The organism is Chitinophaga rhizosphaerae (assembly GCF_003958645.1).
Taxonomy (GTDB): Bacteria; Bacteroidota; Bacteroidia; order Chitinophagales; family Chitinophagaceae; genus Chitinophaga; species Chitinophaga rhizosphaerae.
The window spans coordinates 111971-138561 of the sequence record NZ_RXLO01000002.1; the positions used below are offsets into that span (position 1 = coordinate 111971).

General features: G+C 56.3%; 21 protein-coding genes. 10 read left to right on the plus strand and 11 right to left on the minus strand.

Going from position 1 to position 26591, the window contains the following annotated elements; all coding sequences use genetic code 11:
- Position 1: 1 nt before the first annotated feature.
- The 5 genes from EJ361_RS25510 to EJ361_RS03965 form a co-directional block, all read right to left on the minus strand.
- Positions 2–700, minus strand: a complete 699-nt coding sequence (locus tag EJ361_RS25510; protein WP_164714075.1) for a FecR family protein — start codon at positions 698–700, stop codon at positions 2–4.
- A 68-nt stretch (positions 701–768) separates the two neighbouring features.
- Positions 769–1170: a hypothetical protein gene (locus tag EJ361_RS25515; RefSeq protein ID WP_164714076.1), complete on the minus strand. Its 402-nt coding sequence runs from the start codon at positions 1168–1170 to the stop codon at positions 769–771.
- Positions 1171–1932: 762 nt separating this feature from the next.
- Positions 1933–2448, minus strand: coding sequence for an RNA polymerase sigma-70 factor (locus EJ361_RS03955; protein ID WP_126244063.1), 516 nt, complete (start codon positions 2446–2448; stop codon positions 1933–1935).
- A 29-nt stretch (positions 2449–2477) separates the two neighbouring features.
- Positions 2478–2981 carry a lipocalin-like domain-containing protein gene (locus EJ361_RS03960; RefSeq protein ID WP_126244064.1) on the minus strand — a complete coding sequence of 168 codons (504 nt, stop codon included), beginning with the start codon at positions 2979–2981 and terminating at the stop codon, positions 2478–2480.
- A gap of 405 nt (positions 2982–3386) precedes the next feature.
- Positions 3387–4346 carry a 2-hydroxyacid dehydrogenase gene (locus tag EJ361_RS03965; protein WP_126244065.1) on the minus strand — a complete coding sequence of 320 codons (960 nt, stop codon included), beginning with the start codon at positions 4344–4346 and terminating at the stop codon, positions 3387–3389.
- 78 nt (positions 4347–4424) lie between these two features.
- Here EJ361_RS03965 and EJ361_RS03970 point away from each other — a divergent pair, with 78 nt between their 5' ends.
- Positions 4425–5375: an aldo/keto reductase gene (locus EJ361_RS03970; RefSeq protein WP_126244066.1), complete on the plus strand. Its 951-nt coding sequence runs from the start codon at positions 4425–4427 to the stop codon at positions 5373–5375.
- A 69-nt stretch (positions 5376–5444) separates the two neighbouring features.
- Here the strand turns inward: EJ361_RS03970 and EJ361_RS03975 are convergent, their stop codons facing one another.
- Positions 5445–6959: a sulfatase family protein gene (locus tag EJ361_RS03975; protein WP_126244067.1), complete on the minus strand. Its 1515-nt coding sequence runs from the start codon at positions 6957–6959 to the stop codon at positions 5445–5447.
- 147 nt (positions 6960–7106) lie between these two features.
- On the opposite strand from EJ361_RS03975, the gene EJ361_RS03980 reads away from it, so the two are divergent.
- The 7 genes from EJ361_RS03980 to EJ361_RS04005 all read left to right on the plus strand — a co-directional run bounded on the left by EJ361_RS03980 (position 7107) and on the right by EJ361_RS04005 (position 15978).
- Positions 7107–7505, plus strand: a complete 399-nt coding sequence (locus EJ361_RS03980; RefSeq protein ID WP_126244068.1) for a response regulator — start codon at positions 7107–7109, stop codon at positions 7503–7505.
- Positions 7506–7602: 97 nt separating this feature from the next.
- Positions 7603–10227, plus strand: coding sequence for a PKD domain-containing protein (locus EJ361_RS03985; RefSeq protein ID WP_126244069.1), 2625 nt, complete (start codon positions 7603–7605; stop codon positions 10225–10227).
- Positions 10228–10242: 15 nt separating this feature from the next.
- Entirely contained in the window at positions 10243–11103 is an 861-nt protein-coding gene (locus EJ361_RS03990; RefSeq protein WP_126244070.1) for a helix-turn-helix domain-containing protein, read from the plus strand.
- A 61-nt stretch (positions 11104–11164) separates the two neighbouring features.
- The gene (locus EJ361_RS03995; RefSeq protein ID WP_126244071.1) at positions 11165–11851 is read left to right on the plus strand and encodes an ankyrin repeat domain-containing protein; all 687 of its coding nucleotides are present in this window, start codon (positions 11165–11167) and stop codon (positions 11849–11851) included.
- 200 nt (positions 11852–12051) lie between these two features.
- The gene (locus EJ361_RS04000; protein ID WP_164714078.1) at positions 12052–13773 is read left to right on the plus strand and encodes a hybrid sensor histidine kinase/response regulator; all 1722 of its coding nucleotides are present in this window, start codon (positions 12052–12054) and stop codon (positions 13771–13773) included.
- 124 nt (positions 13774–13897) lie between these two features.
- The gene (locus EJ361_RS25735) at positions 13898–14074 is read left to right on the plus strand and encodes a hypothetical protein (RefSeq protein ID WP_205686932.1); all 177 of its coding nucleotides are present in this window, start codon (positions 13898–13900) and stop codon (positions 14072–14074) included.
- Complete coding sequence (locus EJ361_RS04005; protein ID WP_205686933.1) at positions 14026–15978, plus strand: copper-translocating P-type ATPase; 1953 nt, start codon at positions 14026–14028, stop codon at positions 15976–15978. The genes EJ361_RS25735 and EJ361_RS04005 overlap by 49 nt, the downstream gene beginning before the upstream one ends.
- 153 nt (positions 15979–16131) lie before the next feature.
- Here the strand turns inward: EJ361_RS04005 and EJ361_RS04010 are convergent, their stop codons facing one another.
- On the minus strand, positions 16132–17361 hold the full coding sequence (locus EJ361_RS04010; RefSeq protein ID WP_126244074.1) for an alkaline phosphatase family protein: 1230 nt from the start codon (positions 17359–17361) through the stop codon (positions 16132–16134).
- A 49-nt stretch (positions 17362–17410) separates the two neighbouring features.
- Here EJ361_RS04010 and EJ361_RS04015 point away from each other — a divergent pair, with 49 nt between their 5' ends.
- Positions 17411–18259: an SMP-30/gluconolactonase/LRE family protein gene (locus EJ361_RS04015; protein ID WP_126244075.1), complete on the plus strand. Its 849-nt coding sequence runs from the start codon at positions 17411–17413 to the stop codon at positions 18257–18259.
- 51 nt (positions 18260–18310) lie between these two features.
- Positions 18311–21406 (plus strand): ligand-binding sensor domain-containing protein, encoded by a 3096-nt coding sequence (locus tag EJ361_RS04020; RefSeq protein WP_126244076.1) that lies wholly within the window; start codon positions 18311–18313, stop codon positions 21404–21406.
- On the opposite strand, the gene EJ361_RS04025 is transcribed toward EJ361_RS04020, so the two are convergent.
- The 4 genes from EJ361_RS04025 to EJ361_RS04040 are packed head-to-tail and all read right to left on the minus strand — an operon-like array spanning position 21403 to position 26547.
- On the minus strand, positions 21403–22806 hold the full coding sequence (locus tag EJ361_RS04025) for an MBL fold metallo-hydrolase (RefSeq protein ID WP_126244077.1): 1404 nt from the start codon (positions 22804–22806) through the stop codon (positions 21403–21405). The genes EJ361_RS04020 and EJ361_RS04025 overlap by 4 nt on opposite strands.
- Positions 22803–23297: a DUF4442 domain-containing protein gene (locus EJ361_RS04030; protein ID WP_126244078.1), complete on the minus strand. Its 495-nt coding sequence runs from the start codon at positions 23295–23297 to the stop codon at positions 22803–22805. Before EJ361_RS04030 ends, EJ361_RS04025 begins: the two co-directional genes overlap by 4 nt.
- A 10-nt stretch (positions 23298–23307) precedes the next feature.
- Positions 23308–25305, minus strand: coding sequence for a polyphosphate kinase 1 (gene ppk1 / locus EJ361_RS04035; RefSeq protein WP_205686934.1), 1998 nt, complete (start codon positions 25303–25305; stop codon positions 23308–23310).
- Between the two features lie 3 nt (positions 25306–25308).
- Positions 25309–26547: a Pycsar system effector family protein gene (locus tag EJ361_RS04040; protein ID WP_126244079.1), complete on the minus strand. Its 1239-nt coding sequence runs from the start codon at positions 26545–26547 to the stop codon at positions 25309–25311.
- Positions 26548–26591 lie beyond the last annotated feature (44 nt).

Here is a 26591-nt window from a genome sequence, read left to right on the forward strand (position 1 = left end):
TTTAGGGGGAGATCAGCAAGCTGTCGCCCGAGCGGCGTATCTGCAGGTTATTCAGCACGGCGATCGTCTGCAGGAAATTGTCCAGGGATTCTTTACCGCTGTTGAACGATCCGGTGAAATACCTGTCGCGCAGCAGTGCCGGGTCGTACAGCACGTGCAGGTTTTGGCGGGATTCCAGTTGCCGGAAGAGAGTTGTGAGCGGTGTATTGTCGAAATGTATGATGGCGGTTGCGGGAATTATTTCTTTGAGGGATGGAACGGCGGCGAGGGCGGGGCTTTTGCGGGCGGGGGGCGCTGGCCGGGAGACTTGTACGGAGTGCAGGGACGCGTCGTACCGGAGGAGTTCTCCGGGGCGGAGGATGATATCTTTTTCGTTACCCGCCTGCACTTTAACTTTTCCGCTGATGAGGAGAACGGTGGTGGCTTTACCGGGTACCGAGGTGATTTCGAATACGGTGCCGAGGGCGGTGGTGTTCGTTTTGCCGGCGGAAACGGTGAATGGAGCGGGGTTCCGGGCTACGTTGAACCGGGCTTTGCCGGACAGGGTGATATTTCTTTGATTGGTAGGGAATGGATTTTTGTACCGGAGGGAGGCGCCTGGTTGGAGGAGTACGCCGGAGCCGTCGGGGAGCCGGTGCGTGAGGGGTTTGCCGGTCGTGTTTTCCAGGAATCCGACGGGCGCTTCTACATCTTGGCTCACTGCCAGGATGGGTTTTGTAGCGGGCCGCGTGAAATACCAGGTAGCGACGGCAGCCGCCAGCATGGCTGCTACGGCAGGGAGGCGCCATACAGGGTTCCAGCGCCTCCTGTGGCGGGAAGGTTCAATGGCGGCATTCCCAAATTCTTCAGCAGTCGGATCCGCTGTTGATTGGCCGGATGAATCACAGAATACGACCCCGGATGCATTTTGGAATATATCAACAGACGAATTCCCGAATCTCTCACCCGATCCCTTTTCCCACGCATCACGCATTTTACTTCCGGCCGCTTCATCCAACGATTTACCGGATGCGTTCCCAAAAACGTCACCTGTTTCTCCAGCGAATGATACCCTGAATCTTTCATCCGATTCATTTCCCGATGCATCACCATATTTTTCGTCAGGCGACTTCCATAAATCCCCATCCGGATCTTTGCCCGGATCCCCCTCAACTCTGCTCCTGTCACCATTATTCCACCCATCGCCGGATGCTTCGATATGTGCTTCGATCTGCCCGTACATCGATGCGGATACTCCTTCGGGCAAACGGCCCTCCGGATGAAACTGTTCCCATTGCTCTTCGGTAAGGTAGTGCTCCAGCTCGTCGGGATGCTGCAACAACCACGCCTTTACCATAGCGGTTTCTGCTTCCGTACATTCGTTCCGGAAGTAACGCTGGATCATATGGGATGTAATTTCGGTCATCTGTACATTGAATGTCTGATTGCGGAGATAGGGCCTATACCAGAAGCGCCCTCCTCTATTACTATGTTAACTGCATGACTAAGCCTGATTTTCGTACGGCGTCCACACATTTTCCCTCTTCATCCATCTGCTACCATACACTTCCACTCATTTTCCCATCCTTATTCCACACATTTTCCAATTCTTTCCATCTGCCACCATACGCTTCCATCTTCCTTCATCCAACTCCACACAATTCCCATACGCTTCACCCATTTTCTATTCATTTTCCACACATTTTCCATTTCATTCCCTCTGCTACCTTACGCTTCCATTTTCCTTCATCCAACTCCACACATCTCCCATACGCTTCACCCATTTTCTATTCATCTTCCACACATTTTCCATTTCATTCCATCTCGTTCCATATTCTTCCATCTGCTACCATACGTTACTATAAGCTTCCATGCTCCTTCATCCAATCCCACACATCCCCCATACCCTTCGCCCAAATTCCATCCAACTCCCATCCAACTCCCAATCCTGTATCACAACAACGCTTTCCGCAACTGGCTCACCGCCCGCAACACATGATTCTCCACCGTACGCGGCGAAATCGATAAAGCCTCTGCGATCTGTTGGTACGTCCAGCCCTCCAAACGGCTCATCCGGAAAACATGCCGCCGCACCGGCGACAAATGCTCCAAATAAAAATACACCCGCTCCAATTCCTCCTTCCCTTCCAGATCAAACGCCGGGGATTCCCGCTCCTGCCCTTCGGAATACACCCCCATATGCCGGTCCCGCACATATTCCTTCCGCAACAAATCAATCATGATACTTTTCGCGATCCGGAATAATTGCTGCGATATCGAAACTTCCGGCGATAAGGACTCCCGACGCTCCCACATCCGGATAAACGTCAATTGCACCGTCTCCTCCGCAACATATGCAGATTGCACATGCCGCAGCGTGAAGTAATACAACTTCTGATGATATAATTGATATACCATCCGGAAGGCATCCTTATTTCCTAGCCTGATATCCTGCGCGGTGTATCGCATATGATTCAATAATATCAATCGTATTCAGGTCACGATTTCTCAAGTATCAGCGTCAACGGAACCGTCGCCACATTCGGAATGACCGCTGTAATGGAAATTTTCAGGGTTTTATCCGTCAATTCGTCTATCCAGTGCGGGTCCGGATTGCCCTGCGCAGATTTGAGCAGCAACACGGCATCATAGATATCCAGGGACCAGGTTCCGTCATTCCCCGTAACAGGAAATAAAAGTTCCGTACAACCCGCCACCTTCATGGTATTGTCCTTATTAAAACTGTAAGTATTGTTCTTCGTACAGGTGATCAGCGCCCCTCCAGGCCCCAGCATCGGCGCTAACACCATCATGCTCGTTCCCGCAGGAATATTCTGACCTCCCAGTTTCACGCTCACCGCAATCACAAGGTCCTTCTGCTTCCAGGAACCTTCCACCATCTCCCTCCGCCCCGTTGACGGTGGCGCCGCGTCGTCCTTCTTACGACATCCGGAAAATAACGTGAATAGTAAACATATCAGGGCTACGTAAACAGGCTTCATAAAATGATAACACTATTAAGTTAATGAAATCACCCGTATCTGCATAGTATTCGTTTGCCGCGGGAAAAGCCCTCACTTGGGATTAAGAAATATTTTTCAGCCCCCGGCGCATCCAGCAAAAACCGGCAATTCAACACCTGCTCCAGCAAATCTTCACCCACGCCTTCCCTCCCTCATCACCCCGCAACGCGATACATTCGCACTGGTTCTCCGCACTGCGAAATGCACCGCCACCTCCCGCCATGGCCAGGCCGGTGGAAAGGATGTTTTACGCGGAAGTGCCTGCCACGCGGGCGAGCGTATCGCGCGGCACCAGCGGCCAGTTTCGCCAGACGAATGTGTGATTGGTATCCGGAAAATGCGGCAGCACGAGGGCGGCCTTTTCGGTAAGCGGCGCCGGTTGTTTTACCGGATCGGATGCGGGAGCGGTCCGCCCTTCAGGCCCGCGATGATATTTTCCGCCGCCATCCGCGCCATTCCCCCGCGCGCTTCTTCCGTAGCCGAACCAATATGCGGCAGCACGGCCACATTGGGCATTTGCAGCAACAGGTTGTTCCGGTCCATGGGTTCGGGGTGGGTGACATCGAGGCCGGCGCCCCAGATACGGTGCGTCCGCAAGGCTTCCAGCAAATCGTTTTCCTGGTGCATCGATCCGCGGGCGGCATTCACGAATATGGCCGTGGGCTTCATTTTCCCGAAGGCCTCCGCATTGAAGATCCCTTCCGTTTGCGGTGAGAGCGCAGCATGAACGCTCAGTACGTCGCTTTGGGCCAGCAGTTCATCGAAGCACACATATCGCGCGCCCAGTTCCTTTTCCGCGGCTTCGTTCCGGCTGCGGTTGTGATAGATCACTTCCATATCGAACGCGCCACGGCATTTCCGCGCCAGCGCAGTGCCGATGCTCCCCAGCCCGAAAACGCCCAGCGTCCGGCCGTTGAGCTCTATCCCGAGATTGGCCGTGGGGTCGAAGAATCCCCATTCGCCCTTTTCGATCCGCTTATGCATGTAAAACGCCTTGCGCGAAACGGCCAGCATCAACAGGAAAGCCGTATCGGCCGTGGCATTGCTCAAAACACCCGGCGTATTCCCCACCGGGATCCCCAGTGCCTTTGCGGTATCCACATCCAGGTTGTCGTACCCGGCAGACATGAGCGCGATCACTTTCAAATGCCGGCATGCCTGTAAAAAATCCGCTTTCAGCCTGTTCCCGCCCACGCTCAGCAACGCATCATGCGCCTTGCAGGCCGCCACCAGCTCTTCCGGTGAGAGGTTCCGCTTTTCCGTATGCTCCGTGAATTCGATACCTGCGTCGCGCAGCAGTTGAATACCCGTTTCTGGAATCTGCCGGGTGATGAATACTTTCATGTGAACGGATTTGATATGTGTGTAAACATTTTTCCTGCAATTTAAGTTTTAGCTTTATGACCCTTAAAAATCATGCGCATGGATAAAAGAACTTTGGGTAATACCGGCCTCGCCATCGCTCCGCTGATGTTCGGCGGGAACGTGCTGGGCTGGACGGCCGACGAACAAATGTCTTTCCGCCTGCTGGACGCCTTTACCGACGCGGGATTCAACGCCATCGACACGGCTGATACCTATTCCCGCTGGGCCCCGGGCAACAGTCCCGGCACCTCCGAACGGGTGATCGGCAAATGGCTCAAGGCTTCCGGGAAACGCGGCAACATCGTGCTGGCCACCAAAGTGGGCGGGGTGATTTCGGAAGAAAAGCGAGGCCTGCGCAAGGCGTACATCCTTTCTGCCATAGAAGATTCCCTCCGCCGCCTGCAAACCGATCACATCGATCTTTACCAGTCGCATTACGACGATCCGGAAACGCCGGTCGAAGAAACCCTCGAAGCCTACGCATCCCTCATTTCCGCCGGGAAAGTCCGCCATATCGGCACCAGCAACATGACGCTGCCGCGCATCGCGGCTTCCGCCGCCATCAGCAAAGACCACGGATGGCCGGCTTATCAAACCCTCCAGCCCGAATACAACCTGTTCGACCGCGAAAAATACGAAACCGGATACGCGGCCTACGCATCTGAACACCGCCTCGGCGTAATCCCGTATTTCTCCCTCGCCAGCGGCTTCCTTACCGGCAAATACCGTTCCGCAGCCGATATTGCCGGCAGCCCGCGCGCCAAATTCCTCGGAAAATATTTCAACGAGCGCGGCACCCGCATCCTGGAAGCGCTCGATTCCGTAGCGGCCAAACATCAGTCCAAACCCGGCATGGTAGCCATTTCGTGGGTGAAGAACCGCCCCACCGTGACCGCACCCATCGCCAGCGCCACCAACCTCCATCAGCTCGATGAGCTCATCGGCGCCATTTCGCTGCAGCTGGATGCCGACGATATGGAAATGCTCAATACCGCCAGCGCGTTCTGATTTTCCATGATAACAAAAAACGAACGGCCCGAAGCAAACGCTCCGGGCCGTTCCGTTTGTATTATTCTTCTATCGGGTCTGCGATGCGTTTTTCAATTGCTCGAGCGCTGCGGCCATGGCTTTCACCTTGTCCGGATACTGCGACGCGAGGTTCTGTTTTTCTCCGATGTCTGCCCGCAGATCATACAGCTGCGGCTCCTCGTCGTTACCGGATTCGATATTCACTTCTTTCAGGAGCCTGGCGCCTTTCGACGGGGTGATGTATTTCCAGTTACCCTGCACGAGCGACAATGACCCGCCCTGCAACACGAGCCAGGAGCGGCCTTCCGGCTTTTTGCCCAGGAACGCGGGCAACAGGTCGTGACTGTCTGGCGCGGCATTCCCGGGTAATTTCTGGCCGGTCAGTTTCGCGAAAGTGGCGTAAAGGTCTACCTGGCTGATCAGCGCGTCCGACTTGCCGCCGGCCTTCACGGTGCCGGGCCAGCTTACGATCCAGGGCACGCGGGTGCCGCCTTCGAACGCGCTGTATTTGCCGCCACGCAGCGGGCCTGCGGACTGGTGGCCGTTCTGCTGGGTCACGGCGCCGTCCACGTAGCCATCGTCGAGCACGGGGCCGTTATCGCTGGAAAAGAGGACGATCGTGTTTTTCTCCAGACCGAGCTGGCGGAGTTTGTCCATGATGCGGCCCACGCTCCAGTCCATCTGCAGGATCGCGTCTCCACGGTAACCCAGCTTGCTCTTGCCTTTGAAGGCGGTGGCGGGCATGCGGGGCACATGGATATCGCTCAGGTTGAAGCAAAGCAGGAAAGGTTTCTTGCGGTTGGCTTCCATGAATTCGATGGCCTTGTCGGTAAAGGCATAGGCCACTTCTTCGTCGGTCCACCTGGCACGGAAACCACCTTTCATCCATCCGATCCTTCCGATACCGTTTACGATGGTATTGTTATGGCCCTGTCCGGGCGATGACCGGATTTTGAGCAGTTCCGGATTTTCCTTTCCGGTGGGCTCGTTGCCGACTTTCGCCTGGTAATTGACTTCGATGGGATCGTTTGGGTCGGAGCCGATGATGGCGCCGTTTTCCACGAAAACGGTCGGTACGCGATCGGCCGTTGCGGGGAAGAAGAAGGCGTAATTAAATCCGACTTCGTTGGGGCCGGGCCTGATGGCGGTGTTCCAGTTGATGGGGGAACCGTCGCCCAGCCCCAGGTGCCATTTCCCGACGAGAGCGGTCTGGTACCCGGCTTGCTGCATCATGGACGCGAGCGTGGGGGAACCAGGCGGGATGATCATGGCCGCATTGCCGGGGAGTACGCCCGTTCCTTTCTTGCGCCAGGGATACTGGCCGGTGAGCAGGGCGTATCGCGACGGCGTGCAGGTGGCGGATGTGGTATGGCCGTTGGTGAAACGGATGCCGCTTTTGGCCAGGGCGTCGATGTTGGGCGTTTGCACCTGGGTGGCGCCGTAGCAACTCAGGTCGCCGTATCCAACATCGTCTGCGTAAATGATAATGACGTTCGGCCGCTGCTGGGCTACTGCATCTCCCGCCAGCGTGCCGCATAAAAACATAAAGAGTAACCGTTTCATGCGGATAGAATTGTTCCGCGCAATCTTACTCAATATTTCCGCATAATTCAACTTAAAATGATTAATTTGATAGGGATATGCGGCGGGCGATAAACAAATGCATTTATTTCCTCATGCGAGTTTCTGGCCTTTGTAATCGTGTAATCTATGACAACTGCTGTACCCAATCTTTTATTGATAGACGATGATGCGGACGACCAGGAAATATTTTTGTCTGCACTGGCGTTCATAGACAATTCCATCCGGTGTTCCCTGGCATCGAACGGGCAGGAAGGCATTTCGCACCTTGACGCATCGGAATCGTTGCCGGACCTCATTTTCCTCGATCTTAACATGCCGGTGATGAATGGTATGCAGTTTTTACAGGAATTAAAAACCAGCCAGCGGACCAAACACATCCCCGTCATCATTTATTCTACGGCATCCGACCAGCACACGATCCGGCAGGCGCTGGAACTGGGCGCTTTCCAGTTTTACACGAAACCGGAAAAATTCTCGGAACTGGTGAGCATGCTACACAGCCTGCTGTACCCCGCCACACGATAGCATCCATTCCCGGAATACCCGCCATCAGCCTGACTACTTGCGACCTGGGCAAGCAACCGCCCGAACGGATTTTCCGTATCCCGAACAATACCTTTGCATGAAGCACCTGTCGCTCCTGATGCTGATCATGGCCTTTTCTGCCGGCCTGCGCGCGGACCATATTACCGGCGGGGAAATGTATTACACCGTAGTCTCCCGCGCGAATGGCAGCACTACTTACCAGGTGACGCTCAAGCAGTTCCGCAGCTGCGCCACCCAGAACCGCTCCTTCTACAATCCCATTTACATCGGCGTGTACAACCGGGCTACCAACGCGGAGATCTCCATACTGTCGGTCCCCCTCGCCCGGGAAGAACAGCTCAGCTTTACGAGCAACGATCCCTGCATCACCCGTCCGCCCCTGATTTGCTATTACGTCGGGTACTGGAACTTCCATGTTACGCTGCAGGATTCCCCGGAAGGATATATCCTCACTTCGCAGGTAACCAACCGTGTAAACCAGATCAGTAACCTGGAACCGGGCTACGACCGCATCGGCGCCACCTACACCGCCGAAATCCCCGGCACGGCGCAATTGGCCGCCGCCACCAACAACCACAGCGCGCGGTTCACCGGTACCGACCTTGTCACCGTTTGTGCCGACAACCCGTTCAGATACAGCTTCGCGGCCGAAGACCCCGACGGCGACGAGCTTCGTTATTATTTCTGTGAGGCCTACCAAACGATCGGCTACGCCAGCGGCGGCCCCGGCCCCGGAGGCGGAGGCGCCACCAGCCAGCCCACCGTGCCGCCGCCCTACCAAAGCGTGCCGTACGGCGCGGGATACAGCCAGGATGCGCCCCTCGGCGTCCGCGTCTCCATCGATCCCGTCACGGGCCTCATCACCGGCATCGCGCCGGAAGTGGGGATTTACGTGGTCACCGTATGCGTACAGGAACTGCGGAACGGCATCGTCATCGCCACGCAACGAAAAGACCTGCAGCTCAACATCACCGGCTGTACCCTCGCGTCTGCCACACTCCTGCCGGAATACATGCTCTGCGGCACTTCGCAGCAACTGGTGGTCGCCAACCAGTCTACCAGCCCGTTGATCGCCCGCTGGAACTGGGAGTTCCGCAACGCCGCCGGCCAGCTCGTGTATTCCTCCGCCAACCCCGTCGCGGATTTCACCTTCTCGCAGCCGGGTACCTATTCCGTGAAGCTCACTACCAACCGCGGCCTGCAATGCCCGGATTCCACGGAAGCCCTCGCCCTGGTGTACCCCGGCTTCAACCCCGCCTTCTCTTCCGCCGGCAACTGTATCGCCAGACCCGTTTCCTTCACCGATCAAACCAGCACGGCCTTCGGAACGGTAAATTACTGGAACTGGGATTTCGGAGAGGCCATCACCATGTCCGACCGTTCGGAAGATCAAAACCCAAGCTGGACGTACCCTTCCAACGGCCGCTACACCGTTACGCTCATCGCGCATAATTCCGTGGGCTGCAAGGATACCGTGCAGCAAACGATCGATATTCTCGACAAACCTCTTATCGGACTGGCGTTCCGGGATACGCTGATTTGTCCGCCTGACCCGCTCACGCTCCGCGCTTCCGGCTCGGGCAATTTTACCTGGTCGCCCGCCGTGAACATGACCGGTTCGCAAACCGCCACGCCGAATGTGAACGTTACTTCCGATACGAAATATTACGTAGACCTCGACCAGAACGGCTGCCAGAACCGCGACTCGGTCTTTATCCGTACCACCGACCAGGTGACGCTGCAGATGCCGGCAGACACGCTGATCTGCCAGGGAGACACCATCAGGTTGCGGGTTCAATCCAACGGACTGATTTACAACTGGACGGCTGCGCCGGGATTGTTGCAGGCCGCGGTGCCCGCGCCACTGGTGAATCCGCCGGGGGATACGCGCTATTTCGTTACGGCCAGTGTGAGCGCCTGCACGGCCAGCGGCAGCGTTTGGGTGCGCACGGTTCCCTACCCGCTCGCGCGGGCAGGGAACGATACGATCATCTGTTTCGGAACGGAAGCGCAATTGCACGGTGTTACCGACGGCAGCGGATTTGCGTGGTCGCCCGTGTTACCGGGAACGCCCGACCCGGTGGTACGGCCGGCGGAGAGCACCGCTTATATTTTCACGGCCACGGATACACGTGGATGCCCCAAGCCATCGCGGGATACGGTGCTGGTGACGGTGCTACCGAAAGTGATGGCTTACGCCGGGCGAGATACGGCGGTGGTGGTGGGGCAACCGCTGCAACTGCATGCTTCGGGTGGAACGCGGTACGAATGGTCGCCGGCGGCAGGGCTTTCCGACCCCGGCAATCCCGATCCCATTGCCGTGTACCGCAGTGCCAATAAGGGGTTGCGGCTGAAGGTGCTCGTACAGGACCAGGCGGGTTGTGCGGATTCGGCGTTCCTTACGGTAAAAGTCTACAATACGCTGCCGCAGGTGTTCGTGCCCACGGCGTTCACGCCCAACGGCGACGGCGTCAACGACTGGTTGCGGCCCATCGGCGCGGGGATCAGCGAAATCCGGTATTTCAGGGTGTACAACCGCTGGGGGCAGCTCGTTTACAGCGGGAATGAAAATAACCGCGGATGGGACGGGCGCACGAAGGGCGTATTGCAGGATAATGGAACGTACGTTTGGCAGGTGAACGCTGTGGATTATTTCGGGGCCGACTTCTTCCTCAGCGGCACGGCCACGCTGTTGCGATAACGCTTATATTCGCGTATGGCTTCCAACCGGCACCTGCCCGTTATCCGCATACAGGACATCTGCACACCGCTCAGGGCGGAGGTGTTCAGCATATTCCGGCATGAGGAACAGGGCCGGGCGAGCCTTCCGCAGCCCCACAAGCACGATTTCTACATGCTGCTGGTTGTTACTGCCGGCAGCGGCACCCACACGATCGATTTTTCTCCCTACCCCGTTACCCCGGGCTCGGTGTATTTCCTGGCGCCGGGGCAGCCGCATGATTGGGAATTGCATCCGGGCACGAAAGGTTTCCAATTGATGTTCGGCAGGGATTTTTTGACGGAAGACACGCTCCAGTGGCCGTTCTTTTCATTTTCCGCCAATCCGCACCTCCAACTGGAGGAAGCGCCCTTCAATGCAGTGGTCCGGGAACTGGAATGCATCCTCGAAGAATATGCCCTGGCGGATTACCTCACCGTGCGCATCATCACCTACCGCCTGCTTTCCCTGCTCACGATGCTCGAGCGCCGGTACGACGAAGCCCATCCCACCACCAACCAGCCGCCCGTTCAGCGCCTCGTGAAGCAGTTCCTCGCCATGCTCGAAAAAAGTTACCGGGAAAACGCCACCGTCGAGCATTACGCCGCACAACTCCATGTTACGCCGCAATACCTCAACATCGTCTGCCGCAAGGAAACCGGCATCACGGCAGGCAATCTCATCCGCCGGCGGCTGCTGCTGGAAGCGCGCCGACTGCTGTCGCTCACCACGCAGGATGTGAAAGAGATCGCGTATGAACTGGGGTTTTCCGATACTTCTTACTTTTCCCGCTTCTTCCGCCGCTATACCGGCCAAACGCCGCTGGAATTCCGTCAACAGGTTCAGAAAGTACCCTGATCCGCACGGTTTTCCCCTTTCCGTCCATTTGATTACGGGTAATTTTGGTAAACGACACCAGATGTTGAAAACCATGCTACTGGCGCTGGTATTGGGCGTAACCATGCCCGCCTGCGCACAGCAAGAAAATGAGATGAGCAGGATGGAAAACAGCGCAAATAAAAGATTACAGGCCGCCGCAGCTGCGGGCGACACCGCCGCCATCGGCGAGGCGCTGCGCACCGGCGCGCAACTCGAATCGCGCGACGCGGAAGGCCGTACCCCGCTGATGACGGCCGTATACAAACACCACACATCCGCCGCGCAGGCGCTGATCGATGCGGGAGCGAACGTGAACGCGCAGGACAAAATCCTGAATTCCCCCTTCCTCTATGCCGGGGCCGAAGGAATGACCGGCATCGTGCGGATGTGCATGAAAGCCGGTGCGGACTACACCGTTTACAACCGGTACGGCGGCTCCGCCCTCATCCCTGCCTGCGAGCGCGGGCATGTGGAAACGGTGATCGCCCTGCTGGAAGACAAAAAATTCCCCATCAACCACATCAACCGGCTCGGATGGACCGGTTTGCTGGAAGCGGTGATCCTCGGCGACGGGGGACCGCGGCACATCCGCATCGTGCAACTGCTCATTGATGCAGGCGCCGATCTCAATATCGCTGATAAAGATGGAGTTACGACACTGCAACATGCACGGCAGAAAAACCAGACCGCTATCGCCAGCCTCCTCGAAAAGGCCGGCGCAAAATAACGACTGCGTGTGATAGGCGAGGAAAGAAGAGAAAAGGCTTCCCGGATAGGGAGCCTTTTGTATTTACACAAACGAATTGGCGTGGATATTATGTTTTTGCCTGCACGGATGGATTGATTACATTTGAAACGAGCTGGATAGACAGATGTGAAAGCCCCTGATCGTTATGGATGCTTGTTCCTGAAATTTACCCGGAAAACATGAATATCATCGCCCCGATAACCCGACTGCTGGACACCGGTTGCACGCGCTTTCCGGAGGAAAAGCGTTGCCAGGTCCGGATCATCAATTCCCTTTCCCTGGCGATCGGGAGCAGTCTTTTCATGCTCGGTGTCGTTTATTATTTCATCAGCCGGGCGCCCATCGTTTTCTTCGGCAATACCCTGGCGCTGGGGTGTTTCTGCATCCCGGTGATGTACAACCGGGCCGGCAAACTGAAAACCGCCACCATGCTGCTCGTTATCTTCCAATCTGCGTGGGCGGTGTATTTCGATTGGCTCCTGGGGCCGGGAGTGCTCTTCATCATCGCCTGCATGTCGATGATCAGCCTCACTTACCTGACGATAGAAAACCAATCCTGGCAAATCTTTGCCGTGGCCACGCTCAGCATTTCCATCGTGTTCATGGAATGGCATCTGCTAAACGGAAACCCGCCTTACCTGCAGCAACCCGAGCCGGTGATCCGCTCCTTGCGGTGGATCAACGTCGCATGGCACGTTTTCATCCCGCTGCTTTGCATTTACCACTATAAAAAATCATATAACGACCTGCTGAAGGAATTGCTGCATAAGCGGGACGAGCTGGAAAAATCCAACAAATCGAGGAAACTGTTTTTACAGGAAACCAGCCACGAAATCCGCAATCCGCTCAACGCCATTTTCGGCATCGTGCAGCTCATGCGCATGGATTTGCAGAACGGCCGTCCGCCGGAAACGATGGGCGGGATGGTAGACCATCTTTACGTGGCGAGCTTCAACGTGAAAGACATTATCAACAACGTGCTGGAGCTTTCGCGCATTGAATCCGGGCAGCGGGACGAGGCGCATCCGGCCGAAGTGCGCACGCATTCCTTCCTTCACAACATCGTCCGTATCTACGAACTGCTGGCGCTCACCAAATCCGTCACCATACGCCTCTGCATTTCGCCGCGCATGTTGCCCGTTGTGACGACAGACGAAGTGAAACTGTCGCAAATCCTCAACAACCTCATGACCAACGCCATCAAGTTTTCCCCCAACAACAGCGAAATCCTCGTGGAATGCGGCGTGGCGGGAAAAGAGTGGTTCATCGGCGTGACGGACCAGGGCGGCGGCATCCCGGCAGACAAGCAGGAAGTTATTTTCGAGCCGTTCGTGACCGTTAAAAAATCATTCGTGGAAGGGACCGTGTTGGGACTACATATCTCCAAGTATTTCGCGGAATTGCTCGGCGGCCGCATCGAGGTAAATTGCGTGGACGGCGCGAGCACCACTTTCACCATCTCTTTCCCCATTCCGGAGGGCGCGGCGATTCCCGAATTGAAGGTTGAAACACCCGGCAGAACGAGCTTCGCGGGCAGTACGGTGCTGGTGGTGGAAGACGACCGCATGAGCCAGATCATCCTGCGCAATTACCTGCGCGCGAAAGGCATCCATGTGCTGGCGGCGGATAACGGGAACGAAGGGTTGACGATCGCCCGGGAACAAACGCCCCACCTCATCATCCTCGATTCGCAAATGCCCAACATGAACGGCAGCGAAATGCTGGAACACCTGAAAAGCGATCCCCGGCTCCAGCACATCCCGGTGGTGATCGCCAGCGGCGACGCTTACTCCGAATCGGCCGATAAATTCCGGCTCCAGGGGGCCTGCGATTATGTCGTGAAACCTATCGAACTGACCGCCCTGGGCCATGTTTTGGAAAAACATCTCCAACAACCGTAATCTTTCTTTTACAACTTTCCGGTTTTCTGTTATACAATTTTGGCTATAGCCAATACTGGCAAGGCATTTGAACATTCATCCCGCAAACTTGTTTTCCATTCAAACTACCGTACCATGAGCCCTAATGATCCGCACGAGCACCACCACCATCCGGAACCGCATTCCCATCCGCCGCAAGACCACACCCACGTCCATCATGACCATCCGCAACCCGCTCCTGTGCGAGACCACAGCCAGCACGCGGGCCATGAGATGCATGCAGGACACGGCGGGCATGGCGGCCACGATCACCACGGCATGATCGCCGATTTCAGGAAAAGGTTTTACGTGACATTGGTGCTCACGGTGCCGGTTTTACTGCTGTCGCCAATGATCCAGCACTGGCTCAGCCTGCCATGGCAGTTCCCCGGGTCCGGCAAAATACTTTTCGGCCTGTCGACCATTATTTTCGTGTACGGCGGCTGGCCGTTCCTCAAAGGCTGGTACAGCGAAATGAAATCCCGCAATCCGGGTATGATGACGCTGATCGGGTTCGCCATCACCGTGGCGTACGCCTACAGCACAGCCACCGTATTCGGGCTGGAAGGCATGGACTTCTTCTGGGAACTGGCCACACTGATCCTTATCATGCTGCTGGGTCACTGGATCGAAATGACGTCGGTGGCGGGCGCTTCGCGCGAACTGGAAGCCCTCGTCAAACTGATGCCTTCCTCCGCCCATATCATCAAAAACGATACGATCTCAGAAATACCGACCGACCAGCTCCAGAAAGGAGACTTCATTCTCGTGAAACCCGGTGAAAAGATTGCTGCAGACGGTGTCATTACCGAAGGCGAAAGTGCCGTCAACGAATCCATGCTCACGGGAGAATCCCAACCGGCGGAAAAACATCCGGGCGATAAGGTGATCGCCGGTTCCATCAACGGTAACGGCGCCCTTCGCATCGAAGTTTCCCATGGCAGCAAGGAATCATACCTGCAACAGGTGATCCAACTGGTCAACGAAGCACAGCAAGACAAATCCCGCACGCAGCTGCTGGCCGATAAAGCCGCGCGCTGGCTCACGGCCATCGCCATCTTGGCAGGGCTCGTCACGTTTTTCGCGTGGTACCTCACGGGGAGCACGCTGGCGTTCGCCATGGAGCGGATGGTAACGGTGATCGTGATCTGTTGTCCGCACGCGCTGGGGCTCGCCATTCCGCTGGTGGTCGCCAAATCTACCGCCCTGGCGGCGCGCAACGGGCTGCTTATCCGCAACCGGACCGCTTTCGAAAACGCGCGCAAGATCACTACGCTGGTATTCGATAAAACAGGAACGCTCACGGTAGGCCAATTCGCCGTGACCCGTTTCGAAGCATTGGCCGGTGATGTAACGAAAGAAGAAGTGCTCCGCCTCGCCTATGCGCTCGAACAAAGTTCAGAGCACCCCATTGCCACGGGGATCGTGGCGAAAGCAAAATTGCTGGGCATCATTGCCGAACAGGCCGGTAAAATCAAGGCCATCACTGGCAAAGGGATCACGGCGGAGCTGAACGGGACCAAGATATCAGTGGTAAGCCCCAACGCGCTGCAAAACCCTCCGGAACAAATCCGCGCAGGCGAAACGCTGGTGTACGTGCTCCGCAATGAAACACCCATCGGTTTTATCGCGCTATCCGACCAGATCCGGCCGGAATCCGCAGCCGCCATCCGCACGCTGCACGAACAAAACATCAAAACGGTATTGCTTACCGGCGACAATAAAGTGGTGGCGGAAGACGTGGCGCGCACCCTCGGCATGGACCAATTCTTCGCCGAAGTGCTGCCGCATGAAAAACTGGAAAAGATCGCGCAGCTCCAGCAATCCGGAGAGTTCGTTGCCATGACGGGAGACGGCGTGAATGACGCGCCCGCCCTCGCCAGGGCTGACGTTGGCATCGCCGTGGGCTCCGGCAGCGATGTGGCCGCCGAAACGGCAGACATCATTCTCGTGAACAGCAACCCCAAAGACGTGGCCAGCCTCGTGCTTTTCGGCAAGGCCACATACCGGAAAATGGTGCAGAACCTCGCCTGGGCAACGGGTTACAACGTGGTAGCCATGCCCCTGGCCGCAGGGGTGCTTTCCGGCGCGGGGATATTGCTCAGTCCCGCCGCAGGCGCCGTGCTCATGAGCATCAGCACCGTGGTGGTAGCTATCAATGCAGGATTGCTGAAGATCAAATCATAACACTGAAACATTATAAAAACAACAATCCCCCTCGATGCGAGGGGGATTGTTCCAAGCACTTACGATGTATTTATGCATCATTAATAGCATATTCGTAAACGCTATACAATCTCGTCATCAGACCATCCAGCGTTTAACATATTCTTCCATCAATTATTTATCCGCCACCCACCAGCGGTTCACGGTGTTTTCCTTCCCTTCCAGCACCACTTTATAAAACTTCGACGGCAGCTCTTTCACGTTCACCACCGCATGCCCCTGCGCCGCGGGAACTTCAGCCAGCAACCTGTACTCGTCCGTTCCGCCGGTTTTGTAGTTATTGGTAGTGGCCACCCAGATTTTCACATTGCCGCCGGGGTCGGGGTTTACCCAGGAAATATCCAGTACGTCCTGGAAATAGTTCACGTTGGCGCGGGCCACGGAAATCTTGCCCGTCAGCGCCACCCCGTCCGATTCGCGGGCCACATGCTGCGGCAGCGGCAGCCCCAGGAACCGCGCAATGGTGGGCATAATGTCTACCACGCCGGGGTACGACGTTTTCGCATATACGTTCGGTTGCCTGATGTTGGACACGATCCACCCGGAACGCTGGCGGAACGTTTGCCCGCCATGGTGCTTGCCCGAAGGCTCGTCGCGGCCATGATCGGTCGTGATCACGATCAGCCATTGTTCCTTGAACTGCTTTTGGCGATATTGCACCGCTTCCCAGATCTTGCCGATCTTTTCGTCCATTTTCCGGATAGCGGAAGAAAATTCCGGGCTGTCGCCGTACATATGGCCCATATCATCGGTATATTCGAGGTACACCCAGCTAAGATCGGGGGCTTGCTGGCGGATGGATTTCGCCGCTTCTTCGGCCACGTGCGCATCTATCCGCTCCATGTACGCCTTTTTACGGTCGTGCGGGAAACGGACGGTATCCAGCTCGAAGCCGTCGTGCTTGATATCGATCGCGAGGTTACCGGTGGCGGCCAGGCGGTCGCCCACGAGTTTGGTCCGGTTGTCTTCCCAACTGCTGTAAATGGCGGTTTTCTTTTGGGGGAAGTGGGATTTGAACGTCCGGAAGATGGTCCAGTATTGATAATTGGGCGCCTTGATATCGTTGTCCCACACGTTATGCTTGTTCACCCAGGTACCCGTGAGCACGCTGTTGTAGCCCACGGCGGAGATGGTCGGGGTTTGGGAATAGCCGCCTTTTTCCCCGCCTACGAAGGCGCGGAGGTAGCTGCCAGATTGGATAATGCGTTTGAAATGAGGAAGTTCGGCACGCTCGAAGACGTCTGCCGGGATGCCGTCCACAATGATGAAAACGGCCTTGCGGGACTGCGCCTGTACCGCAGCGGATAAGAGTAGCGCGAAGGTAATAGTCAGGTATTGTTTCATAGTCGATAAAAATACATTTATTAAATTTAAACCCTAATCTCTACGTGTTATGAAAATGAAATATGCCATCCTTAGTCTTTTCCTCGCCGGCGCGCCGGGCATGGCTGCCCTGGCACAGAAAGCCACGCTGACGAAGCTCTGGTCTACCGACACCACGCTGAAAGTACCCGAATCGGTGTATTTCGACGGCAAGCGCAACGTGCTTTATGTCACCAATATCGACGGCGAGCCCTGGGGGGCAGATGGACAGGGGTTCGTATCCAAAGTGTCTCCCAAAACCGGGAAGATCGAGCAACTCCGCTGGGTGGAGGGGCTAAACGCCCCCAAAGGCATGGGCGTCCATAAAAACCGCCTGTACGTCGCCGACCTCGACGCCGTCGTAGTCATCGATATCGATAAAGGCGCGATCGAAAAACGCATCCCCATCGCAGGCGCCACCGGCCTTAACGACGTTACCGTGGCACCCAACGGATATGTTTTCGTTACCGATTCCAAGCAGAAAACCGTCCATCTCGTAGTACCCACGGTCTCCGACGCCTACGTTTCCAAAGGCCTCAAAGGCCCCAACGGCATCCTGGCCAGCCCCGCAGGGCTCCTCGTGCTCGACGATAATTCCGTGAACCTCGTTCAGGCCGACAAATCCCTCAAGAAAGTAGCGCCCGCTTCTTCCGGCGCAGACGGCATCGAACATGTGAAGGGCGACGAATACATCGTTTCCTGCTGGAAAGGCGATGTGTATTACGTGAACATCAAAGACAACACCGCCGACAAAATCCTCGACACCCAGGCCGAAAAACGCCAGACCGCAGATATCGGGTACGACGCGAGAAAGAAAATCGTGTACATCCCCACCTTCTTCGGCAACCACGTCACCGCCTATCAACTCACCATCAACTAATCCATATACTGCCGGAAAGCAACAACCCCTTTCCGGCAGTATTTCACCTGCATGAAGTATCTGTACCTGCTCGCACTCCTGATCTCCGTTTACACCGTTAAAGCACAGTCTTCGCGGCAGGCCTACGTCTTCTCCCATCTTTCCATCCAGAACGGCCTCACCGGCAACCACGTTTCCGCAGTTCTGCAGGATAAAAAAGGGTTCATCTGGATCGCCAGCAACGCGCTCCAGCGGTTCGACGGCGAAAACTACATTACCATCACCCAGTTCGACCGGCTGCCCGGTTCCATTTTCTACGACGACATCGCGTTGTACGAAGACCGGCAGGGCCGCATCTGGATCGGTGCGCCGGACAATATCCGGATTTACGATCCCGTTACCGCCCGCATTTCCACCGTTCCCATCGAAGCCGGCCTGACGCCCGGTTCGGAAATCGGGTGTTATGCTTTCCTGCAGGACCATAAAGGACGGCTATGGATGACGGCCGATGCGGGGCTGCTGCAATATGATCCCGCGCTCCACCGCTTCCGCCGGCCCGCCGAAATCCCCGACAGCATCAGCACCAAAATGCATTCCGGCATCCTGGAAGACGCACACGGGAGGCTCTGGATCAGCGGAACAAAGGAAATGTACATGGTGACCCGGGACCGGCGCCAGATTTTCAGTACCTACAACAATCCGCATCGTTATCCCCTGCTCGGTATCCACACGAGCGTGAAAGAATTGCTGGAAGACGATCGCGGGCGCATCTGGGCCGCCACCCGCGGCACCAACGAACTGCTGTGCTGGCCGCCCGACAGCAGCGGCTTGCGGCGCTTCCAGTTCCATTATGGCGGCGCCGAGCCCGACCAGGTGTACGAGCTGGCGGAAGACCATCACGGCAATATCTGGGCGGGCATGAAAACCAACGGCCTGTTCCGGTACACCGACGCACAGGGGAAATTTTCCCTTCACATCGCGCCCTCCAATTCGCCGCTGGGCCTGCATCTCAACTATGAAACCAATTGCCTGCTCCCCGACCGCGACGGACATCTATGGGTCGGGACAGACCTGGGCGTCAATATATTAAGCCTTCACAACGAAGGTTTCACCCGCATCGATCCGCCGGCGCCACAAATTTCCGGCGTGGAAATGACAGGATTACTGAGAGGGAAGAACGGAGATGTGTACATGGCTTACTGGGGCGGAGGGTTCTCCCATCTGCGGCCCGACCTCACACCCGTGAAGCATTACACGCACGGGCCCGGCGGCATCCCGGAAGACAGGAACCTCGTCTGGAGCCTGGCCGAACTGCCGTCAGGGAAAGTGCTCGTAGGCCAGGAAAACGGGATGGTCTCCGAATACGATCCGCAAACGCAGCGGTTCAAACATCATCGCCCGCCGCAATTGCACGACCAGACCGTGCTCACCATGTGGCCCGAAAACGATACCACCGTATGGTCCGGCCTCTACAAATTCGGCCTGGCCAAATGGGACCCGCAATCCGGGAAAGTCACCAATTATCCGCAGCTCATGGGGTTCATCCGCCGGAATACGGCTATTACCGCCATCGTTCCCGGCGGCGACAGCCTCCTGTGGCTGGGGTCTAGCCGCGGCGGGGTCTTGCGCTTCCGGAAATCGGACGGGCAGGTCACGTCTTCAGTGATGTTCATGCGCGGAACGGATACCGTCCGCAACGTAACGGCGCTGCTGCGGGTTAACGATACCACCTTGCTGGCGGGGACCGATCACGGCGTTTATTTCTATTATCCCGGATCCGGGCGATGGGAAACCCTCTTGATCAACAACCTGCAGTTCGACGAATGGATCCTCTCCATGGCGCCGGCCGGCAACGACCGCTTCTGGCTCACCACAACGGCCGGGTTCTACCGGCTGAACAGTCCAACCCGGACGATTTCCACATTCGAGCAAAACAACGACATCATTACCGATCCTAGGAAAGTGCGGCGCTGTATCATTAGCCTGGCAGACGGGCGGCTGCTCGTGGGCGCATCCGACCACGCCGTGGCGTTCCTTCCCGAAAAACTGGAAGTTAGGCCGCCGCCTTCCGATGTAACGATCGTGGGGTTCAGGGTGCTGAATCAGCCGATCATCGTGGATTCCGCGCTGTTTTTCAACTGGCCGGTCTATTTGAAGTATAATGAAAACTTCCTGGGGATCGATTTCAAATCGCTGCAATACCACGGGGAAAAACTGCAATATTTTTACCAACTGGAAGGGTTGGACAAGGATTGGGTGCCGGCGGAAAACGTACTGTCTGCCCGCTACACGAAACTGCCGCCGGGCGAGTACACATTCCGGGTGAAGAGCATGAACACGGCCGGGATCTTCTCGCGCAATACCACATCCCTGGAGATCGTGATCCGGCCTGCGTTCTGGCAAACGGGATGGTTCCGGACCCTGTTGATCTTGCTGGCAGCCGGTTTGGTGTATGGATATTTCCGGTTCAGGATGTACCTGGTAAGGAAGGAAGCCCGCAGCAGGGCGGCTTTCCGGGAGGAATTATCGCAGCTGGAAATGAAAGCGCTCCGCGCGCAAATGAACCCGCATTTCATCTTCAACGCCCTCAACTCGATCCAGACATTCATGTTGAAAAACGAGACAGACACGGCGCTGGTGTACCTCAGCCGCTTCGCCAAGCTCATTCGCAATGTGCTCGATCATTCGCAGCTGAACAATATTTCCATCACGCGGGAAACGGAAATGCTGGAAAATTACCTGGAACTGGAGCGCCTCCGCCTCGACGGGCGCTTCGATTACACGATCACGATCGATCCCGGCCTCGAGCCCGACTTCGCGGAAATCCCCGCAATGGTACTGCAACCTTTCGTCGAAAATGCCATCTGGCATGGGTTGCAGCATAAAAACGAACACGGCCATCTCCTCATCCGCTTCACCCGCGAAGGCCGGCAGGTGCATTGCGTGATCGAAGACGACGGCATCGGCCGCGAAGCCGCCACTGCATTGAAGCAGCATAGCCATCCCGCGCACGTGTCGCGGGGCCTCCAGATAACAAAAGACCGGCTGCAGATTTACAACAGCCGGTACAATATGGATGCGTCTTTCGACATCGATGATCTGAAAAATGAGAACGGACAACCTGCCGGAACACGGGTGAACCTCTGGTTCCCGCTCACGGAAGATTAAGCCAGCCCGATCTCGAAATGCCGCGTGGGGATTTCAATATCCTGGAATCCTTTCTTCAGCAGCCAGTCGCGGAATACGGTTTGTACTTCGTATTCACCGTGCACGAGGAAGAGTTTCTTTACGTCGCGCGGGTTCTGGCAGGCGAGCCACTGGCTCATGTCTTCATAATCGCCGTGCGCGCTCATGGCACGGATGATGCCGACTTCGGCCTTCACTTCATATTTATCGCCGTAGATGGAAACTTCGCTGGCACCGCGCATGAGCCGTCCGCCGAGGGATTGCGGTTCGCAATATCCTACGATCAGGATGGTATTTTTCCACTGTTCGATGTTATTGGCGATGTGATGCTTCACACGGCCAGCTTCCGCCATGCCGGATGCGGAAATGATGACACAGGGCTCCTTGCGGAAGTTGAGCATCTTCGATTCCTCCACCGTTTTGATATAGCGAAGCCCGGGGAAACTGAACACGTCTTCGTCCACTTCCAGCAGTTTGGCCACTTTTTTATTGAAGCATTCCGGATGCGTGCGGGTTACCTGCGTGGCTTCGAGTGACAGCGGGCTGTCCACGAAAAGGTCTACTGGCGGAAGTTTCCCGGCCAGCTGCGCGCGGTTGAGGGCGTAAAGGATCTCCTGAGTGCGGCCGACGCTGAATGCGGGAATGATCAGTTTCCCTTTCTTCATGACGCAGGTTTCGTGGATGAAGCGCAACAGCTCTTCGTCTGCCGGCGCGATGTGCGGGTGAAGGGTGCTGCCGTAAGTGGATTCCATGATGATGTAATCCGCCTGCGGGAATTCTTCCGGCGATTTGAGGATGGGATCGCCATACCGGCCGATGTCGCCGCTGAAGGTGATGTGCTCCGTCTTCCCGCCTTCCTGCACCCGTAAATGCACACAGGCGCTGCCGATGATGTGGCCGGCGTCCGTGAAAAGCACTTCCACGTCTTCATCGATCCTGAACCATTCGCCATATTTGACGGGAACGAGCTGATCGATGGCGCGCTTGGCATCTTCGACTTTATACAGCGGCTCGATGTAAGGTTTGCCTTCGCGGGCGTTCTTTTTGTTCACGTATTTTACATCGTCTTCCTGGATCTCCGCGGAATCGAGCAGGAGGATCTCGGTAAGGTCCCTGGTGGCCGGCGTGCAATAGATCTTGCCGCTGTAACCCAATTTGCTGAGGCGCGGCACGAGACCGGAATGGTCGATGTGCGCGTGCGACAGTACCATAATATCTATTTCTTCGGGGTTGAATCCGAAGTCGAGATTGAGCGGGATGGTTTCCCGCCCCATACCCTGGTACATGCCGCAGTCCAGTAAAATCTTCAGTCCTTTCTTCAGGGTGATGAGGTGCTTGGACCCCGTCACTGTGCGTGCTGCTCCGTGAAATGCTATTTTCATGATGATGCTTTTTTAAAACTCCACGTAATCCTGAACCGTGCGATCTCCGTTGCGTCTTTGCTTTTGCCCGTCACTTCAACGGTAAGGGCTACGGGTTCGCCGGTTGCTACTGTCTTCGCGATGGCGTCCCGGATCCGGGTGCCGTCGTTACAGGTAAAATATGTTTTCGATTTTGCTTTTTTAAGGAAGATGCCTTCCATACCCGTTACCAGCATAGACACCTTTGCCGGAGCGGCATACACGTGCCCCATGGCCAGGATGCCGCTGCTCATTTCCGCGGCCATGGCCAGGCAGGCGAAATACGTGCTGCGGAAGGGATTTTGCGAAAGCCAGCGGTAAGGCACCGATGTGGTGCAAGATTCTTCCGACGCCGCGCCCGCGCGCACACCGGAAATCCAGGCGCTGGGGAGCTTGTAAAGGAGGAACAGGGAAAAACCGAACCGGTTGTTGACCCTGTTGAAGAATGTTGCCGTGCTTCGGGTTGTTGCCATACCGAGGGTTTTACAGTTGCCGGACGTATGCATATGTATCCCGCTGGGCGTTCACTTCGGGGGCACCCGTGTTGCGGGGCACCGGCAGGTTGCGGGCGTCTGCCCCCAATATTACGGCATTTGTGTTATCCGTCAGCTGCAAATGGATAATATCTTTCAGCTGCCGGCGGTACACGGGGTCGTATATGGGAAAGCATACTTCGATGCGGCGGTGCAGGTTGCGGTTCATCCAGTCGGCCGAGCCCAGGTACACCCGTTCGCTGCCTCCGTTATGGAATATGAAGACCCGCGCATGTTCCAGGAACCGGTCCACGATCCTGCGCACCCGTATCCCTTCGCGGGGCACCAGGCAGCAAATGCTCCTTACGATCAGATCGATCTCCACACCCGCGGCTGCCGCGGCATACAGCTCGGCGATCATGCTTTTTTCCTGCAGGTTGTTCAGCTTGATCGTGATGCGCGCTGGCTTCCCGGCCCGGGCCGCGTCTGCCTCGGCGCGGATCATGGATGTAAACTGGTCTACCAGGTTGAACTGCGCCACCAGCAAATGTTCGAAATGCATGAAATTGAATTTCCCCGGGGCAATGCCGGTCTGCATGTAGATGAACAGCAGTTCCAGCTCCTGCGTAATGCCCTGGTGGCGGGTAAACAGGATATGATCGGCGTAAAAGCGCGCCGTGCTTTCGTTAAAGTTACCCGTGGCCAGCAGGGCCGTATGGTCCCACGAAAAACCGCGCTTGCGCTTTACGAGGGCCACTTTCGCATGGACCTTCAACCCGGGGATGCTATACAAAATCTTGACACCCGCGGCTTTCATGCGCTTGGCCCATCGGAGGTTGTTGGCCTCGTCGAACCGGGCTTTCAGTTCCACCATCACCGTTACCTTCTTCCCGTTTTTCGCCGCACTCATGAGCGCATGCACGATGCGGGAGGTAGACGCCACGCGGTACAGCGTCACGTAAATCTCGCGCACATCGGGGTCGGTGGCGGCTTCGTTGAAATATCGTAAAATGTAGTCGTACGATTGATAGGGAACGTGCAGCATTTTGTCGCCCGACTGTATCTGGTCGAGCAGGGGCTTGTCCAAATCGATGGCGTGGCAATGCGCGGACGGCATTTTCGGATATTCGAGGGAAGGATCGGCCGGCAAGGGCAGATCGGAAAGATCGCGGAGATTGTGATATCGCCCGCCCGGCACCATTTCCAGTGCCGCGATCCGGAAATATTCGCCGAGCTGGTCGCGCAGCGTATCCGGCATGGCGGCATCGAACAGGAATCGCGTGGGAACGCCCATCTGGCGCTGCACGAGCATATCTTCCACTTTCTGCAGGAGATGGCCGCTGAATTCGTCCACATCGATCTCCGCATCCCGCGTCACCTTGATACTATATGCCGCCTTGATGCCCACATGCGGGAACAGGGCCCCCAGATGCTGCCGGACCACGTCATCCATAAATATCACATCGTTGCCAGACAGCCGCAGAAACCGCGGCAGGTGGTCTGACGGGATGTTGACGACACCCGTGCCGCCGTCTTCCAGGCAAACCACGAGGTACAGTGCATTATTTTCGAGGAACAGTTCCATCGGCTGCCCGAACTGGATGCGCACGGGCTGAAGATAGGCCAGCACGGTGTTGTAAAAGTAATCGCGGATGGCAGGGAGGTGCTCCGGCGCGGGGGATTCCCCGTAATACAACCGGATCCCTTTCTCCCGCAGTTCCGGCAATACCGACTGCGTGAAGATTTGCCCGTATTCGTTCAACTGTCGCGCAATTTCCTGCTGCGCCGCGGCGAGCGCGCCTTTCTCCCCTTCGTGCAAATGATGCAAAGCCAACAGCGCCGGCATACGTACCCGGAAAAACTCGTCGAGGTTCGAAGAAAAAATAGAAAGGAATTTCACCCGTTCGTACAAAGGGACCGACGATGCTGCTGCCATGGAAAGCACGCGGTGATTGAAATACAGCCAGCTCAGGTCGCGGTCGTTCAAGGGTATCGTTTGTTGCTCCAATGCTTAACCTTTTACCGGGAAAAATATGGCCGCCACCGTGAATGCGATCACGGAAGACACGAGCCCGAACATGAAAGTATTGTACGCCAGGCGCAGCAAGCGGTATTTCCGGCCCAGCACTACGCCCAGGTTATAGATATCGTGGATCATGTTGCTGTAGAGATAGTCGGTATTTTTGATGATCGTATCCATCCCGGCTTCGTACTCCTTGTACGACATCTGGTGGAAATTCCCGAAGAACAGGAGATTCGATTTCTTGTTTTTGATATCTTCCTGGGTGAAGCGCCCGCTCGTCACGTTGGGCCGGGTGGCCAGCACGGCGAACACGATCGTGGTGACGCAGGTGGCGAGGAAAAGGACGGCGGGGAAGATGAAGTTGGGATAATCTTCCAGCTTGCGCAGGAGCACAGACAGCAATACCGAAATGATGATGGAATTCACCGAGATCATGATATTCGCCTTGGAATCGGCCATGGAGCTCAGGCGGATGTGATTGGTGCCCGTGGTCCGGAACATCGTTTCCACACCGGGTTTCTTCTTTTCGTCCTTCTCCCTGTCTTTCTCTTTCTCCGCTTTCTCCGCTTTTTCCGCTTTCTTCTTTTCCGGCGCGATGCCGATGCTTTCTTCCATCGCTTCCCGCTGTTTTTCTTCCAGCTTTATTTTCAGTTTTTCGATATTATCTTCCTTTTGCGGATTGAGTAGCGTTCTGGCGTATGCGGTGTGATACTGGTGGGATTCGAGGAACTGGATGCTGGTGCGCGTCCATTCGGCGCTGCTGATTTTTTTGCCGGCGGATAGTTCGGCTTCGGTGCGCAGGAGTTTGTTCCTTTTGGAGAATTCCTTGCTGCCGAGATGGAAAAGGTCGGCGTCGCACACGATCTGCTCCAGCAGGTTTTTCGGCTGCTGGGGGATTTTGGTGGCGAGCACGCAATCTGCCGCCGCGCGGCCCGTAGCTTCGGGGAGACCCTGTTCCTTCGCGAAAGCGATCACCGCATCGGCGCCGGCCGATTCGTGGACCGAGCGTTCCCCTTCCAGGTACCCCATGTCATGGAACCAGGCCGCCAGCATCACGATGAGCTGGTCCGTCTCCGAAAGCCGGTAATAGGCCGATATCTGGTCGGCCGCCTGCACTACCTGCCTGGTATGCACGAGATTATGGTATACCAGCACCGGGTCCGGGTGCGATTCGTACTGCCGGGTCACATAGGCTTGCGCGGCTGCTATCACTGAACTAATTTCCATCTGGTGGTGTATTTACTATATTCCAAATTACGGCATTTTTTGCG